The organism is Labilibacter marinus, assembly GCF_001659685.2.
Taxonomy (GTDB): Bacteria; Bacteroidota; Bacteroidia; order Bacteroidales; family Marinilabiliaceae; genus Saccharicrinis; species Saccharicrinis marinus.
The window spans coordinates 178541-195947 of record NZ_LXYE02000001.1 but is presented as its reverse complement, the minus strand read 5'-3'; the positions used below and the strand labels follow the sequence as shown (position 1 = coordinate 195947).

The 17407-nt window shown below is 34.9% G+C and carries 14 protein-coding genes; 7 read left to right on the top strand and 7 right to left on the bottom strand.

What is annotated here, in order from left to right:
* Positions 1-20: 20 nt before the first annotated feature.
* Both A8L32_RS00765 and A8L32_RS00760 read left to right on the top strand, forming a co-directional pair.
* On the top strand, positions 21-1346 hold the full coding sequence (locus A8L32_RS00765; protein ID WP_075589791.1) for a tetratricopeptide repeat protein: 1326 nt from the start codon (positions 21-23) through the stop codon (positions 1344-1346).
* Positions 1334-1960, top strand: coding sequence for a tetratricopeptide repeat protein (locus tag A8L32_RS00760; protein ID WP_083631120.1), 627 nt, complete (start codon positions 1334-1336; stop codon positions 1958-1960). Before A8L32_RS00765 ends, A8L32_RS00760 begins: the two co-directional genes overlap by 13 nt.
* A 106-nt stretch (positions 1961-2066) precedes the next feature.
* Here A8L32_RS00760 and A8L32_RS00755 read toward each other — a convergent pair whose 3' ends face one another.
* On the bottom strand, positions 2067-2870 hold the full coding sequence (locus A8L32_RS00755; RefSeq protein WP_075589790.1) for a carbonic anhydrase: 804 nt from the start codon (positions 2868-2870) through the stop codon (positions 2067-2069).
* 423 nt (positions 2871-3293) lie between these two features.
* Here A8L32_RS00755 and A8L32_RS00750 point away from each other — a divergent pair, with 423 nt between their 5' ends.
* Positions 3294-6575, top strand: coding sequence for a sensor histidine kinase (locus A8L32_RS00750; protein WP_075589789.1), 3282 nt, complete (start codon positions 3294-3296; stop codon positions 6573-6575).
* Positions 6576-6583: 8 nt separating this feature from the next.
* Here the strand turns inward: A8L32_RS00750 and A8L32_RS00745 are convergent, their stop codons facing one another.
* Together A8L32_RS00745 and A8L32_RS00740 are read right to left on the bottom strand one after the other, a co-directional pair.
* The gene (locus A8L32_RS00745) at positions 6584-7060 is read right to left on the bottom strand and encodes a hypothetical protein (RefSeq protein ID WP_075589788.1); all 477 of its coding nucleotides are present in this window, start codon (positions 7058-7060) and stop codon (positions 6584-6586) included.
* Positions 7061-7188: 128 nt separating this feature from the next.
* Positions 7189-7854: a DUF805 domain-containing protein gene (locus tag A8L32_RS00740; protein WP_075589787.1), complete on the bottom strand. Its 666-nt coding sequence runs from the start codon at positions 7852-7854 to the stop codon at positions 7189-7191.
* Positions 7855-8182: 328 nt separating this feature from the next.
* Between A8L32_RS00740 and A8L32_RS00735 the strand changes: the two genes are divergently transcribed.
* From A8L32_RS00735 to ppk2, 4 genes are all read left to right on the top strand, one after another.
* Positions 8183-9367, top strand: a complete 1185-nt coding sequence (locus tag A8L32_RS00735; protein WP_075589786.1) for a sensor histidine kinase — start codon at positions 8183-8185, stop codon at positions 9365-9367.
* Positions 9364-10083 carry a LytR/AlgR family response regulator transcription factor gene (locus tag A8L32_RS00730; RefSeq protein WP_233145437.1) on the top strand — a complete coding sequence of 240 codons (720 nt, stop codon included), beginning with the start codon at positions 9364-9366 and terminating at the stop codon, positions 10081-10083. Before A8L32_RS00735 ends, A8L32_RS00730 begins: the two co-directional genes overlap by 4 nt.
* Before the next feature lie 153 nt (positions 10084-10236).
* Entirely contained in the window at positions 10237-12096 is a 1860-nt protein-coding gene (locus A8L32_RS23810) for a [Fe-Fe] hydrogenase large subunit C-terminal domain-containing protein (RefSeq protein WP_075589785.1), read from the top strand.
* 119 nt (positions 12097-12215) lie between these two features.
* Entirely contained in the window at positions 12216-13046 is an 831-nt protein-coding gene (gene ppk2, locus A8L32_RS00720; protein WP_075589784.1) for a polyphosphate kinase 2, read from the top strand.
* Between the two features lie 39 nt (positions 13047-13085).
* Here ppk2 and A8L32_RS00715 read toward each other — a convergent pair whose 3' ends face one another.
* From A8L32_RS00715 to A8L32_RS00700, 4 genes are read right to left on the bottom strand one after another with little or no spacing between them, the layout of a single operon-like run.
* Positions 13086-14051, bottom strand: a complete 966-nt coding sequence (locus A8L32_RS00715; protein ID WP_075589783.1) for a glycosyltransferase family 2 protein — start codon at positions 14049-14051, stop codon at positions 13086-13088.
* Positions 14048-14941, bottom strand: coding sequence for a glycosyltransferase family 2 protein (locus tag A8L32_RS00710; RefSeq protein WP_075589782.1), 894 nt, complete (start codon positions 14939-14941; stop codon positions 14048-14050). The genes A8L32_RS00715 and A8L32_RS00710 overlap by 4 nt, the downstream gene beginning before the upstream one ends.
* Positions 14925-16151: an O-antigen ligase family protein gene (locus A8L32_RS00705; RefSeq protein WP_075589781.1), complete on the bottom strand. Its 1227-nt coding sequence runs from the start codon at positions 16149-16151 to the stop codon at positions 14925-14927. Before A8L32_RS00705 ends, A8L32_RS00710 begins: the two co-directional genes overlap by 17 nt.
* Complete coding sequence (locus A8L32_RS00700; RefSeq protein WP_075589780.1) at positions 16144-17394, bottom strand: glycosyltransferase; 1251 nt, start codon at positions 17392-17394, stop codon at positions 16144-16146. The genes A8L32_RS00705 and A8L32_RS00700 overlap by 8 nt, the downstream gene beginning before the upstream one ends.
* Positions 17395-17407: the final 13 nt, after the last annotated feature.

The following is a 17407-nucleotide window of genomic DNA, read 5'->3' as shown; positions in this document are numbered from 1 at the left end:
AAGCGACAAGCCCCAATACAATGAAAAAATTACGTATCCCACACACTATAAAGCGAATAAGCATTGGAGCTATCTTTTTGATGTTGTTATGGATGCCATCGCAGGCTCAAACGCAAAGTACATATTCAAGCACCGACAGTACTACATACGCCCAGTATATGACAGGCGACTGGGATGCCTTAATACAAAGCGGACAGCGAGCCGTTTCAAGCGGCATTGATTACTTTTATTTACGTATGCGTATTGCTTATGCCTATTATAGTAAAGGTCAGTATAGGTTAGCTATTCCTCATTATATAAAAGCACTTAATTTTAACGCGAATGATGCCAACGCGCAATATTTTTTAATGCAGTGTTATGCATATGCAGGTAGAGCTAATGATGCTTTAAAATTCTCCTCAAAAATATCGGGCCAAAAATTACCTGATTTGAAAGCAAAATATCAACAGTCGGTTTTAGCTGGTGGAATAATATACTCGTATTCGGGCTCAAACAACGATGTGGACTTTACACATAATAGCAATGCTAATTTATCAATAGATGCCATTCAAAAAACCACCAATTACTTTCATAATACCCATAGCTTTTTATCGCATCGTATGGGCAAATCTGTTATTGTAAATCACTCGCTGGATTATCTATATAAAAATGAATACAATTATATAATTAATGGAGGTACTCCATACGTGCTTAATGACCAAGCCTTACACCAATGGACTTATGGTTTAAATATGCAGATAACACCTTTTACTGGTTTTACCGTTACTCCGGGATTTCATCACATCAAAATATACATCCCCACGACATACAAAAATCTAAAATTTAACACCTCACTATATAGCTTAAAAGCCCAGTATGAGTTAAACAAAGTAAGCCTTGGAACATCATCTTTGGTAGGAACACTTAACGATGTAAAAAACATTCAAATAGGTGGACATTTTACTTGGTACCCAAAAGCTAACCTTAACTTATACTATTCGTTAGATACCTATTGGCAACAACAGCAAGTAACAAAGCACCAAAACATTGATATTATCGTTAAAAATACCATAGGTTTTAAAATATCGAATTATTGGTGGGCAGAAGCCAGCGTTATATTACCAGAATACAATAATTTTTACGACTTTAGTACTGGAGCTCTGTACAATAGTCTGGAATCCAACAAAAACACATTTAGCATCAATAATATATTCCTAACTAAAAACGATAAGTTATCTTTTACCCTAGGAGTAACAAGCAATACCAATGTATCCTATTTGGTACAAACGGAAGACCCATTAAATAAAACAAACGGAATTTCATATAACACACTAACTTTTACAGGAGGCCTGATATGGAAACTTTAAAAAGACTATTTGCTGTAGCATTTCTGATTTTACTTACTAACTCAGCAATTGCACAAAGTGCCAATTACGAAAAGCTTAGAGAAGCCTTTAAGACGAGCTATGAGAAAGAAGCTTTTGAAAAATGGGATGCCGCTATTGAACCATTAATAAAGGCTTATGTAGAGGATTCGTATGAGTGCAATCTACGTTTAGGATGGTTGTATTATTCAGCAGCTAATCACACGGAATCGCAGAAATACTATAAAAAAGCCATTGATTTAAAACCATTTTCTATCGAGGCCAAATTTGGACTCATTTACCCTGAATATGCTTTAGGGAATATGCAGAAGGTCATTTACTTATATAATGAAATTTTAACGGCTGCACCCAATAATACGCAAGCTCTATACCAATTAGGAACAGTTTATTTTTATGCAGGAGAATACGATAGAGCGGCTAAATTATATAGCAAGGTAGTAGATTTATTCCCTTTTGGTTACGATGCGCTTATCATGTTGGCTCACACCAATTATCATCTTAAAAAATTTCGTGAAGCAAAAGTACTATACAACAAGGTACTGCTTTATAATCCAGAAGATGCTGCTGCTTTAGAGAGCTTAAAGTTATTGGAGTAAAATAATATCTGCAGAATAATACCTTATTCTGCAAACAAAAAAGGTTGTACTCACTTAATGAACACAACCTACATATTGCTTTAACGCTTATTTTTATGAATGGAAACTACAGGTCTGCCAGTTCTCCAATCTTTCTGTCGTTGATAGGCTGCACAGGTCTATTGTTATGTTTTGGCATAACTTTGTGCAACGCTTCTAATTGCTCATGCGTAGCTTGTATATGCGTTTTTCTAACAAACCAATGCACACCCTCTGTACATGGAGGTGTGGTTAAGGAACCTTCATAAATATAAAACTCATCATGCTCCGAAAAAGCACTTTGTGCACAAATAGATTCCGTAACTATTGTTTTTTTGCCTACTTCTGTAGGAATATGATGTGTTAGTTTCTCGATAAACTCGTTGGGTTCGCCTTCCTCTATAAATACACCTAATACAGATATATGACCATCTTCAGACACATGTACAAAATGAGCTTCCCCAGCTAATTCTTTACCATCAATTGTATGTTCGCTCGGAAAATGGAAGTGAAACTGTTTTAACACAAAATCTTTCCCTTCAATATTGATTTTATTTTCCTGACCTTTATTAAAATTTACCTGAATTGAATGACCATTATTAACAAAGTCAACACCCGACACATAACTGTAATTTTGATGGATTTCGATATTGCTTGTCGTAGATAAATCAGATGAAATATCAATTGGGGATTGATGATGCCCTCTACAATCTGAATATGCTGGACATAACTTATCCCATTCCTCAGGCCCTTCTTCACCTTCATAACCCCAATGGGCTAATTCCGTTCCTGAATGTTCTTTATGCTTGGTGTTTTCTTTTTTACTCGTAGTGTTACAAGCTAATGTCAATGATAATAGCAGTGTGGCTACTATAAACTGAATAGGTCTCATTTTAATAGTATAAATTGTTTATGCCGCGAATGTATATCTTATGTGTAATAAAAAATATAAAATACTGTTAAAACAAGTTACACCAACAAATACATATTCTATCTAAATAAAGAGGGGTAGTTATATAAAATCAATACTTCAACGCTTAAAGTATGAAAAAATACAAGGGTGTATCCTTCCAAACTAAATAAAACCTTTTTATTAGTCCTTATTAAATAAGTTAGACTGATCTATTTAATTCGCTAAACCTAGCTCCTCTTTTTTTTCTTGATGCTTTAAATTTATATTAATTGGAGTATAGTTTTCTGTTAAAATGTGATATGCATTAATACACAAGTAATTTATATCATAAAAATTTACTTTGTATCTGTTTTTTCCTAAATTACTATCTTAATCCCAATTGCTCATTTAAACCTTACATATATGCGGGCACTCGTTATATTCTGTTTTATTTTGGTTGCTTTATTAACCAATGCACAGGAGTATGACGTGCGCATTTCTAAAATAACCGACGACGTTGGAATGAATATTCCATCCACCTTTGGCATTGCGGAAGATGAGCAAGGTTTTATTTGGTTTGGTACGGTTGAAGGACTCTATCGTTACGATGGGCAAAAGGTGAAAATATACCGTCAGTCGGAAACGGAGCCCAACTCATTATCCAGTCAAACCATTCGCACATTATTATATGACTCCATTTCTAATATCATGTATATTGGAACGCAGAACGGAGGTTTAAATATCCTGAATCTTGAAACGGATCAGTTTTCGTGCTTCAAAACATCTGAAGATCATAAGCTAAGTCTCAACAACAATAATGTATGGAGCCTTTTGTTGGATGACAATGGTTTACTTTGGATTGGTATGGAAGATAACCAGCTGGCTATTTACGACCGAAAATCGCATACACTTAAGCATATCCCTATCATTACAAAAGAGCTGTTAGCTACTAAAGGAAGCTGCACCATTCGCATGCTTTTTCAGGATTCAAACGGAAATGTTTATGTGGGCACTGACCGATATGGCATTTATATTTTTGATAAAAATGGTGATAGAACCAATATCTCGGCAACCGTTATAAATAAAAAGGAAACTCCACTTAGTCTAGTATTATCCGCTACCGAAGATAAAAATGGAATAGTTTGGATAGCAACCTATGGCAACGGAGTGCTAGCATACAACCCCAAAGAAAAAACTTTTAAAGACCATTCTGCAGACATTGTAAATAAACAATTGATTTCTGATTTAATTTATTCCGTTGTTGTGAATAAGGATGAAGAATTATGGGTAGGAACGGAATATGGTATTTCTACCTACCTTTTTTCAAAGCAAGTCAGCGATAATTTCCAGCAAAATCTTTCTAAAAAGAAATCATTAACCGATCATCGTATCAGAAAATTATTTCTTGATTCGAAGGGAATATTATGGATTGGTAATGAAGCAGGTGTAGATAAGTTAATTAAGCGAACCCAATTTAAAGTCTACCAGCACGACATTACTAAAACAAATACCTTACCCATGGGAATTACACGCTCCTTATTCAAGGATAGCGATGGTAATATCTGGATAGGACTGATTGATAAAGGGATGGTGAAGTATTCCCCTAAAGACAATAAATATCGTACCTACCCTTATTATAAAAATAAACAAGGTCGAGAGGTTGCTAAGCAAATATCCAATATCAGGGAATCACGATTTGAAGATTATTTCTGGATTGGCGATTGGGATAATGGTCTGCTTCAATTTAATCCTAAAACGGGTAAGTATACCGAGATCACAAATTCCTTTAAATCTAACATCTCACTCATAGACAATAGGATTCAGGCCATACACGAAGACCCTAATGGCACACTATGGTTAGCCACAGAAAATGGGATTAATAGATATAATCCAAACAATCAATCAGTTCAAGCAATCAAACACGATCCTTTTAATGACAACTCGGTTAGTGCTAATTCTTTTCAATCGCAGGCTTTTATTCAAGATAAAAAAGGGAATTTTTGGGCTGGCACTTGGACCGGAGGTTTAAATTATATTGAAATATTATCGGAAGAACCTTTAAAATACAAGGCGCACCGACTTAAGGATAAAAATTCTGACGAGTGGGCTAATATGAACCACGTTATCTCTCTCTATCAACAAAATGATTCCACCCTGTGGATTGGTACTTTTGGATATGGACTATACCAATATCATATAAAAGCCGATTCGCTGCAGCATTACGATATTTCATCTGGTCTTTGGAGTAATATTATTTTTGGCATTTTACCAGGCGACAACAATACCCTGTGGCTAAGCACCGATCATGGTTTATCTGAAATTAACCTTCAAAATCAGAATATTATTAACTATGATATTACAGATGGATTGCAGGATAATCACTTTTTTTGGGGTGCAGCACATAAAGCCCATGATGGAGAAATTATAGTGGGTGGTATTAATGGCTTTAATAGTTTTTATCCTAAAAATATAAAACCAATAAAGTCGCACTTTAAACTGCATTTTACCGAGATAAAAATCTTTAACGAAATACATAAAACAGATAAAGCAACTCATTTACTCGATACCTTGCATTTAAAATACAACCAGAATTTCGTTACGCTTAACTATGCTTTATTGGACTATTCTGAGCCTACAAAAAACTCTTTTAGGGTAAAGCTAGAAGGGCTTGAGAGTGATTGGGTTTATGTGGGGCGACAGCGATCTGTTAACTACTCTAACCTTAAACCTGGCAAGTATGTATTTATGGCGCAAGCGCTCGATTCGGAGGGATACTGGAACAAGCAAAGCCGTGCTTTATATATTTTAATTGAAAAACCTTGGTGGAACAGGTATTGGGCTATCATGCTATTTATTAGCCTTATCTTATTAATCGTATATAGCATTTATTCTTTCAGAGTTAGATCATTAGAAAAGCAAAAAAAGCGCCTTTCGAGAATGGTTAAAGAAAGAACCAAAGAAATTTCGAGGAAGAACGAGGAGCTTGAAAAAACGCTAAATAAGTTGGCTGAGGTAAAAGGCAAGGCCGTACAGTCCGAAAAAATGGCTTCTATAGGTATGCTGGCAGCTGGGGTTGCACACGAAATTAATAACCCCATCAACTTTATTCATTCTGGCGTTTCTGGTTTTGAGAATCACCTAAACGACAACAACATACTGGTGTCTGATGAATCTAAATATTATATCAAGGTGATAAAAGAGGGTGTTTCGCGCGTAGTAAAAATTGTTTCTAGTTTAAATCAGTTTAGCCGAACCAACGATTCTTTTGATGAGCAATGTGATATTCACGAAATAATTGACAACTGCTTACTTATGCTCAATAACTTAAGCAAAGAAAAAGTTGATATTATTAAAAACTACCACGCAACAGATATACTTAAAGGTAACTCTGGTAAACTACATCAGGCCTTTTTAAATATACTAAGCAATGCCGTACATGCTATTCCTGAAAAAGGAAAAATTGAGATTACTACCCTACAAAATGATGGCAAACTAGAAGTACATATAACGGATAATGGAGTTGGTATTGAGGAGCATATTAAAAACCGAATTATGGAACCATTCTTTACCACCAAAGACCCTGGACAAGGCACAGGGCTTGGACTGTCATTAACCAACCAGTTTATATCAGAACATAAAGGTAGTTTAAGTTTTAGCTCGCAAATGAACCAAGGCACTACCGTTATCATTACCTTACCTTTATAATAAAATGTCTATTTCATACGCTCAAAATGATAGTTGAACCTATCGCAACAAGGTGCTTGTAGTACCAGTTGATTATCATCTTCTAACACCAAGTATTTTTCTTTATCAGCAAGGAAAAAATCCGATTTATTATCTTCCTCTAAAGTCACTAAAAATCGATCATCATCCTTATGTTGAATGCCTGGAATTATCTTACCGTATTCTAGTATTTTACCCTCCTTAACAAAAGCGTAGATTCCATAAGCCTTTAGCTCTAGGTAATCAAAATTATTCTCATAACCACTCCCCGCAAAACCTCCAGATATATCCACTAATTTCCATTTGCCGTACACCTTTAATTCGTCAGAAGTAAATATTTCAGTCTCATGATAAGTGGTCATTATAACATTGGATAAAAGAGAAGTGGTTTTAGTAATTTCGTTATTGCAAGAGATGAGCACAACGACTAATAAAACAATAGCTAATACAAGGTGAACCTTTTTCATTTTACTATGGGTTTGTTTTTAGTAAAGATGGGAAAATTAGTGGCCGGTTGCTTTTACATAAACCAACAAAACCTATTAAATCCGTAAATTTAATAGGTTTTGATATATCTCTTTTTTTTAAAACGACACTACCACCAAGGCATTAAGTACTGCGAAAATGTTTCGTATAAACTTAACAACAAATAGATAGCTCCGAGCACAAAAACAATGGTTTTCTTTGTTTTATCCGCTATAACTATGCCAATACAAATAGGTATTAAAGCCCAAATAAATCCCATAATTCCACTAACAATCTGAAAAGTAGGTGTATTAAAAAAATCATCAACCAACTTAGGTGTTACAAAATAAAAAACTCTTGTTACAAGCAACCAAATAACCAAAATAAACATGGCCATGTCTGCGTTTGTATTTGATATTGGTTCAAGATTTTCTCCTTGTTTTGGACAGCTTCCATATTCATTATCGCCCTCTTCACTATCTGTACATAATAAAACCAAAAGCCAAATGGTTCCCACAATAGGGATTAAACTGATTAAGATCATCCAACCACTTTTGCCAATATCATGTAGCCGCCTTACAACCACGGCTAGGCCAGGCACAAAAACGGCAAATGCATATAGAAAATAGAAAGCGCCATACGGAAGGTATAAAATGGTTAAACCAAGTAAATTATCTGCAACACCTGCTACTATTAAAAAAAGCAGATTAAACAAGGAAAATAACCAATACTCTTTTCTTCTTGCTCTTCCGCTAAAATCGGCGTATTGCCTTAAAGCTTTTAAATACCAATTCATTATTCATTTAGGTTTTTGTGCCGATGTAATGGCTTTTCGGCTTTGCCTCGTTTTTGTAATAGGTTTCTGACTCCTCTTTAATAATCCTGAAACTACAAATACTGATATTATGACTAAAGGTTATGTTTTACTCAACATAAACAATTAACATTAGTAATACTATACTTGAAATCCAAAGCCGTTTCATTGATAAAATCAATTGGTTTGTTGAAAGTATTTGTTTTCGAACCCATTCCATCTTAAAATTGTAATATAAAATAAGTCAATAGCTTTTGTTTTATTAGTTTTGATAAAGCATTGGTAAGAAAATGGGGGAACATTTAACTTTATGACTATTGACTTTGATCTTATCACCTTATCTATTGAACAAAAACAACCGATGAAAACAACACTTAAACACAAACAAATAGAAAATATCATATACCTAGCTGTATGGACTATTCTAGTCACCTTTGTCACTTTTTTATCCGAAAGAAACGACGAGATTCAATGGTACAAGGTAATGCACGATTTAGCTTCAATGCTTCCGTTTTTTCTTATATTTTTTATCAATAACAAATGGCTTACACCACATCTATTATTCAAGAAAAAATACATTTGGTATTTTAGCATTACTGGTATTTTAATCCTTGGTTTAAGTCATCCAGCCCTTATAAGGCAATTGCACGAACTTATTCCGCTACCCGATAATCTGCAGCCACTAGGACCTAATGTGCGTCCTCACGGATCTGGTTTTTCTCCTTTAAGTAGACCTCCTCGCGGTCAGAATTTGGAGACCTTTAGAGCAGGAATGGCACCACCGGGAAAAGGTATTTTTATTCGTTACCTAAACACTATGCTTTTAGCTGCCATGGTAGTTGGATTTAACACGGCTATTAAACAGGCAGGCAGGCTAGTGAACGAAGAGCGTTTAAGACATCAGCTAAGCGAAGAAAAACTACAGGCTGAATTAGCTTTTTTAAAGCATCAAATTAGTCCCCATTTTTTAATGAATACATTAAATAATATTCATGCATTGGTTGAATTGGCGCCCAAAGATGCGCAGCATTCTATTGTTGGATTATCACATATGCTTCGTTATTTGCTGTACGAAAAAGAAGATAAAAAGACTTCCTTGGAAAAGGAAATTGAGTTTATTAAAAGTTATACCAACCTGATGCGAATGCGTTATTCAGATGAATTGGAGGTGAAACTTAAATTTCCAGAGGTAACGCCAAAAATATCTATTCCGCCATTTGTATTTATTACTATTTTAGAGAATGCATTTAAGCATGGAGCTGCCATCAATAAAAACTGTTTTATCCATTTAAGTATTACCGTTAAAGATAACTACTTAGTGGTGGACTGCAGCAACTGCAAACAGGCAGAGGTATCATTACCACAGGCCGAAAGTAGTGGTATTGGATTAGTAAATACGCGCAAAAGACTTGACTTGTACTATGGCGATAAGTACATTTGGGAAGTAAACCAAAGCGATAAAATTTATTCAAGCATTATTAAATTACCAATATGATTATAAAGTGCGTTGCTATTGATGATGAGCCACTGGCCTTAAAACAGATTTCGAGCTACATAGAACGAACTCCCTCCTTAGAGTTAGTGGCTGCTTTAAGTAGTGCAACATCGGCTTACGAGGTGTTGGATAATAACGAGGTAGATTTACTATTTGTAGATATTAATATGCCCGAGTTATCGGGTATGGATTTTGCCAAATCTCTCAAACAAAACATCGGTATCATTTTCACCACTGCCTATAGTGAATACGCACTGGATGGATTTAAAGTTAACGCCATCGATTATATCTTAAAGCCCATTGGATACGATAACTTTATCACTGCTGTGGATAAAGCCAAACAACGTCTTTCTCAGGAAAATAAATCAACCGAAGAATTAAAAGGCAATAACGATTATTTGTTTATTAAATCGGAGTACAAAATCATTCGCGTAGAGCTTAAAAACATCACCTATATTGAGGGAATGCGCGAATATGTTCGTATTCATCTATCCAACCAAAAACCTGTTATTACCTTATTGAGCTTTAAAAAGCTGATGGAGAAGCTACCGCACAATAGCTTTATGCGTGTGCATCGCTCCTACATTGTTAATCTCAAAAAAATTACCACCATAGAACGTATGCGTATCATCTTTAACGAAGATGTTCGTATTCCTGTAAGTGAGCAATATAAAGAGGCTTTTCAGAAATATATTGATGAAAACTTTCTAACTTAATATTCACTCATAACAGTTACATTCACGTTTATCTCAATAATAACTCCTTTAATCAATCGAGCAATTCTTTCATCATTTAGATTCTGTAACTTATATAAAACAACAATTCGCTGAATATCAAACCTATTGATCGTGAATTTAAATCCCAACACAATGAGTACAGAAACTTATCCTTTAAAGAAAGTTATTTTTGTTGATGAAGAAAAATGTGTTAACTGTCATGCCTGCATAACTGCTTGTCCTGTAAAATTCTGTAACATAGACAAAGGCAATCACATGTCAATTAATAGCGATTTATGTATTGCTTGCGCTAGTTGCATACCTGCTTGTAAACACGATGCCAGGGTTCCAAAAGATGATTTTGATTTGCTATTTGAAAATTTATCCAAAGGCGATAAGTACGTGGCCATTGTAGCGCCTGCCATTGCAGCAAGTTTCCCGGGAGCTTACAACGAGTTTAATGGATGGTTAAAGAGTATTGGTATTAAAGCCATTTTTGATGTAAGTTTTGGTGCTGAACTTACCGTTAAATCGTATCTAGAACATCTTAAATCTGAGCCTAAGTCAGTTATTGCCCAACCATGCCCTGCCATTGTTTCATACATTGAATTGTATAAACCCGAGCTAATTAAATACCTCGCCCCTGCAGACAGTCCCATGTTACACACCATTAAAATGGTAAAGGAATTCTATAGTGAGTACGCCGATTATAAGTTTATTGTTGTATCGCCTTGTTTGGCTAAAACCAGAGAATTTGAAGATAGTGAATACGACATTTTAAATGTAACTTTTGCATCTTTTAACCAATACTTTACCTCAAATAAGATTAACCTTTTCGATTTTTCTCCAATCGATTTTGATAACCCTCCTGCCGAACGTGCAGTATTGTTCTCTACACCTGGAGGATTATTAAGAACCGCTTGCAGAGAAGTTCCTGAAATAGTAGACAAAACCAGAAAAATAGAAGGAAAGGAAGTTATTTACGATTACTTGGATAACTTACCTGCAGATATAGAAAATGGAATTGCCCCATTACTAATAGACTGTTTGAATTGCCACCACGGGTGTAATGGAGGCCCAGGGACTTTAACGCATGATAAATCATTGGATAGAATTGAATCATTGATTGAAGCCAGAAAAAATACAATGATTGCCGAGTATAATAATCGAAAGGGGAAAAAAGTATTTTCAAGAACAGTGAATAGTTTTTGGGAAGAAGGTTTGTACAATAGGTCATATATTGATAAAAGCTCCAATAATACCATATTGATTCCGAGTGAAACAGAGAAATGGGAGATTTATAAAACATTGAATAAATCCTCTGAAAAAGAAGTGTATAATTGCTGTTCGTGTGGATATGGTTCGTGCGAAGATATGGCAACTGCTATATTTAATGGTTTTAATAAGAAGGAAAATTGCCATTATTTTAAAAGTTCCGTTATTCTAAATATCTCAACTTCGGTATCGGAAACCATTACTGAATTACATAAAAAGTTTAAATCGATTAGCGACATGTTGCTAATTTTTAAAGAACTAAAGGGTGAATTTGATGAACTTGAAGCAGCCTTTGTAAAACAAGGTAAACTCGTTGAAAAATTTGATGGAATAGCAAATACCATTCAAGCGGTTTCGGTTCAAACTAACATTTTATCGCTCAATGCGGCTATTGAAGCAGCTAAAGCGGGTAATGTAGGAAAAGGATTTGCAGTAGTGGCAAGTGAGGTAAAAAAGCTTGCTGAAAATACGACTCTTGAAACGCAGAAAATTAAAAGTAATTCTATAGAAGTAAAACAGTATTTTGATATTACAGAGACTAAACTAAAATCGTCGACAGATAAATGTAAAAAAGCCTCTGATCTGTTCTTAAAAGTTTCGGATGCAGTAGATGAAATGAATAATGCGATTCAACAACTTAATCAGAAAACAAGTACATTAGCGTTAAATGAATCACAAACACTACATGATTCCGAATTTAAAATAAATCAAGAAGATATGTATCTGATGGATATATAATTTTCTTATTTGGTCCGCTTGAATCCTTGTTGATATTAACAACTTATTGATTTCAACATCAGGAAAGTCTTATGATTATATGTATATTATAATCCTGAAATAAATCTACTAAAGAAATAATGGGTAACGGGAATCATAAAAAAAAGAAAGTAGAACCTATCTACCAAGAGAATGGGAAACTGGATAAAGAGTATTACTTTAATGAACTGGAACGTTTACAGCTTGAATTAGTAAAACTACAAGAGTGGATAAAACACAAAGGCTTAAAAGTTGTAGTAATTTTTGAAGGCCGAGATGCTGCCGGTAAAGGAGGTGCCATCAAGCGCATTACCCAACCCTTGAATCCGCGTATTGTTAAAACGGTAGCCCTACCTGTTCCTACCGAGCGAGAGAAAACCCAATGGCACTTTCAACGCTATGTTTCTCACCTTCCCGCTGCTGGCGAAATGGTTATCTTTGACCGTAGTTGGTATAATCGTGCGGGAGTAGAAAAGGTGATGAAATTTTGCTCTGATGATGAATATGAAGAGTTTTTTCGTTCCTGCCCTGAATTTGAGCGCATGCTTATTCGATCTGGTATCACACTCATTAAATATTGGTTCTCTGTAAGCGATGAGGAGCAAGAAAAACGATTTTCGGAGCGCATTAAAACACCCTTGAAACGATGGAAAATTAGTCCCATGGATATGGCTTCACGCACCCATTGGGTAGATTATTCTTTGGCCAAGGATAAAATGTTTCAGTATACAGATACCAAGAAAGCACCTTGGTTTGTGGTAGATGGTGATGATAAAAAGAAAGCTCGTTTAAACTGTATTTCTCATTTATTATCGAAGATTCCGTACAAGAAAGTTTCTTACGAAAAATTAGAACTTCCTGAATTACAAGACAAGGATAATTACATTCGACCTCCTAAGGATGAACAAACATACGTACCTAAAGTATATTAGCGATTAAGCAATTAGAGTTTAGTTTTAGTCGTTAGGCAATCAAACCCGCTTATACTTTAGTTTTAACTTTCTTTTTGGATAGATAAAAATAAATGCAAACAGGCTATATAAATCACGACACATATGGTTTATGAGTCTGTTTGGATAAGATACAAAACTACCCTTTCGCATGTTATAAGCAACCGCAATAGCGGTTAAAAATCCGTACACCATAAATGGCCATACTTGATGAGTCAGCGCAGCTAATACAATCATTCCAATAAGTAACAACCAAGTTGGGTCACTCGTCAGCATTCTTTTAATTACATACTTGTTGTAAAAGTTACTCCTATAAAGCACAGATCGTGTATAAAGATATCTTCCATCAATAAAAGAACGCCATAATCTACTGGTATCATTATAGTCTATGGTATGATGATTTGCCATCAATTCCTTTTTCCTTAAAAGCGGAATTCCTTTTAAAGCCAAACGGTAGCCAAAATCTAAATCCTGCCCTTTTTTAAACATATTACGCATTCCTCCAACACTATCCCAAACGGAGCGCTTGACAGCAAATAATCCTCCGGTTGTATTCTGGAGCGTATCCTTTTCACAATAAATCTTTCTGTAAAAATCCTTTCGTAAAAAATTACCATCCACATCGTAATAGTAATTCATAAAATTACCTGAAACAAAATCATGTTTTAGTACGCCCTGCTCATCTAAAATTAAATTCAAAAAATCAGGATTTACTTCCATATCGCCATCCAGAAATATTAAACTATCTCCTTTAGATTCTTTAACTCCAATATTTCGTGCAATGGCCGCGTTGTATCTTCCTGTAATTAAAAAAGTATTTACTTCAGAAAACTGATTGGCGACTTTTATACTATCATCTGTCGATTTAGAATCTACATATATGATTTCAGCATCCAGTTGACCATCAGTTAAAACTTTCACCGTACTTGTTAAGCATAACTCTAAACGCCAGCCCTCATTCCTACCAATAATTATAAATGATATCATATTTTAGATAGCGTATTTCGTTTTTTATAAAAAGCATAAACCGCCCTTAGTTGTTGCATTGCAAAACCTAATAAAAAGACTGATTTGGGAGCGTGAGATTTATAATATCTGAACCACATTTTAAGGCTCGTTTGTGCATAAGCATTATTAAATGATTGAAAGAAAGACCAACTAGATTGCTTTACAAAACTCTTTCCTCCTCCTGTTTCTTCAATATAAGAATAAACGGGAGAGTCATAACTGATATAAGCGTCGTAACCGGCTTCTTGAATACGCAAGGTTAAATCATAATCAGATGCATATTGTGGCAGTTGTTCGTTATAACCTTCTACTTCCTTAAAAATAGATACTGGAATTAAAGTTCCTCGTCCATTTAAACATTTACTATTATACAGTCCGCTTAAACTATTAGTAAGAGGCGTAAATGCTTTATGATATTTAACTTCCTTAGCCTTCCACCAAACAATATCCTTTACCCCCGAAAAGAATATATACTCCTTTTCTTTTTTTACAAGATTTAAAGAACCGATGATAGCCTTCTGTTTGTTATGATGATGCTTTACTAAACTCTCTATTAACGTAGGTGCAAAATAGGTATCATTATTTAAAGTGATAATAGTATCAGCACCAAACTTAATAGCAGCCTTGCAACCTTCATTCATGGATTTAGTCCACCACCAATCACCTGTTCCTTTTACTACATTCACTTCAGGATACTTGGCTTTGATTTCTTCTGAAGTGCCATCTGTGGAACCATCATCAACGATAACAATACCAATATTCTTAATGCTTTGCTGTTGGAGCAATTGGATGCATTGATGGGTATATTCTTTTCTGTTAAAAACAGCTATTACAACAAATATCTTCATACCATCAATTAGTGCTAACATGGTTTTCTATTGAATTCGTATCATCATTGTATAACACAGGAAACAAAGTCAGTGCAATGAAAAAAACTTTAATAAAATAAACTTGTGAAAACCCAATCAGAAATATAGTAACAATAGCGAAAAAAGCCATCCGTTTATCTACTTCGTAGGCTATACACATTCTACGAAATCCTAGGTACATCAAGTAAAAATAAAGGATAAAAGCGATTCCTCCGTACATGACCAAATGATTAGTAACGCCATTATTACGGTGAATCGTTCGGGCTTCTTTCTCTCCTTGAAAGCGTGTATCTTCCGAACGCCCCATACCAATTAATGGATGCTTCAAGAAATCATAAAAATCTATCTCTGCACTTTTAAAGCGAGTATTATAAGTAGCACTAGAGTAGCTCATCTTTTGAATGATTTTATTACCCAAAAAGTTGAGGCTAAAAAAAGCAATTAAGCCTGTTACAACGACCAACGGAATCATAATATATCGCAGCGTACTATTTTTATTAATTAACAGATAGAAGATAATCAGACCAACCACCACCACTAATCCCGAAGTAGAAAATGTGGTAATAACGCCCAGCATAAGAATTCTATTTTTTCGGGTATGTAGCTTCCCCGTTTTAATAATACTAAATAGTAAAGCAACAATTAAAAATCCCGAAAAAGCACCTGGTTCCCAGAATGGACCTGAGTTACGCTTAAGCAATACAAGCCCTTCTCCCTGCGAATTAAAGGTGTACAGAATAATATTAGGCCATACCTTATAGTTAGATTCTTTAATCAGCGGGTTTTCAAATAATGGAGCTATGGTACCTTCCATAAATCGCTCAACAGGTCCGATATACGAACTCAAGTAAAACACCAAACTAGCCAATACCGAAAACACCATGATATCGATATAGTAATCAACAGTTTTCCTTCCAACAGCTTTTATAGTAAGATAGGCAAACATAACCCGCACATGCATCCCAATGTAAGTAGCTATAGGTAAGTCGTAAAACTTAAGTGTTTGTCCAAGTTGAATACAAATAAGAACCACCACATAAATAACAAAATAACGGTCAATCTTTCTTTTACGAATAGCAAATACCAACGCTGGGATGGCCAAAAATGCAATCATCATAGCTATATGTGCCTTATAAAAAAAAGGAATACCCGAAAATGCAATCATCAGGTATATCAGAATATAGTCCGTTATTTTTGAAAGATTAAGCATTATTACCTGATATGTTTTTAATGATAGATTGATATAAATCGATATACTTTGGGGCAATATCCCTTATATTAAAATGATCGAGAACATTTTGCCTTGCACTATTTGACAAAGCTTCTTGATATTCATCTATCGTGCAATATTCAATCCCCTTTGCTAAATCAGTTACGTTCTTATCTTCCGCCAAGTAACCATTTTTTTGATGCTGAATCATATCACCATTTCCTCCAATCTTAAAAGCTACAACAGGTGTTCCACAAGATAAACTTTCCATAATTAGATTTGAAAGGTTTTCTTGTAAGGATGGGACTACCGCAACATCTACAGACGACATATACTCAATCATTAACTGGTCATCATTTATTTCACCTAAAAAATATGTTTTTAATCCACCAATGGTAGTTTCCTGACTCTTTTCGCCAATAACCACCAACTCATATTTATCGTTATTTAGTTTCTTTAAGGCCTCGCTAATATAACGATATCCTTTGCGGGATTCTGACAAAACGTCTACTGCAGCAAACATGATTAGCTTTTTATTCTTAGGAAGTCCTAACTTTTCTCGACATTCATCCTTGTGCAAAGGTTTAAACTTATTTGTATCAATACCATTGGGTAAACCTACTACCTGATGTTCTTTACCTATTAAGCTTTCAGAAACACAGTCTTTCATCCATGCGCTTAAACCTATAAATGTAAGATGTTTGGTGGTTTGCAATATTCCTTTCTTAGCCCTTAACTGACGATAACTTAATCCTTGCTGAGCATCTTTTTTTAAAACGGGACATGATTCACAGCCTCTGACATAAGCACCACATTCTTCATCGTAATGACAGCCGCCTGTATACCACCACATATCATGTAAAGATATAACAATGGGAATATTCAATTTTTGTAAGTCTCTTAAATTAAAAAATCCTCTATTTATCCAATGTATATGAATTAAGTCTGGCTTTTCATGCTCTATCTTTTTACGAATTCCATGCGCTGGATACCCCAAGGAAAACATCTCCGTTGCCCCTCCTGCCGAACCTTTTATTATTAATTTTTCAAGATTTACATATACCTTGGTTAGTTTTTTTTTATAGTTACTTTTCTGAATATCAATTACTGTGTCGTCCTTTGTTCTTTTGGCACCCACCCACATTACACTATCAACACCTGCATTTAGCAAGCCCTTATGCAATCGATAGGCAGCTCTTCCTGCACCAAAAAAATCTTTACCACATAATTGAAGTACTTTCATGTTGCTCTTTAAG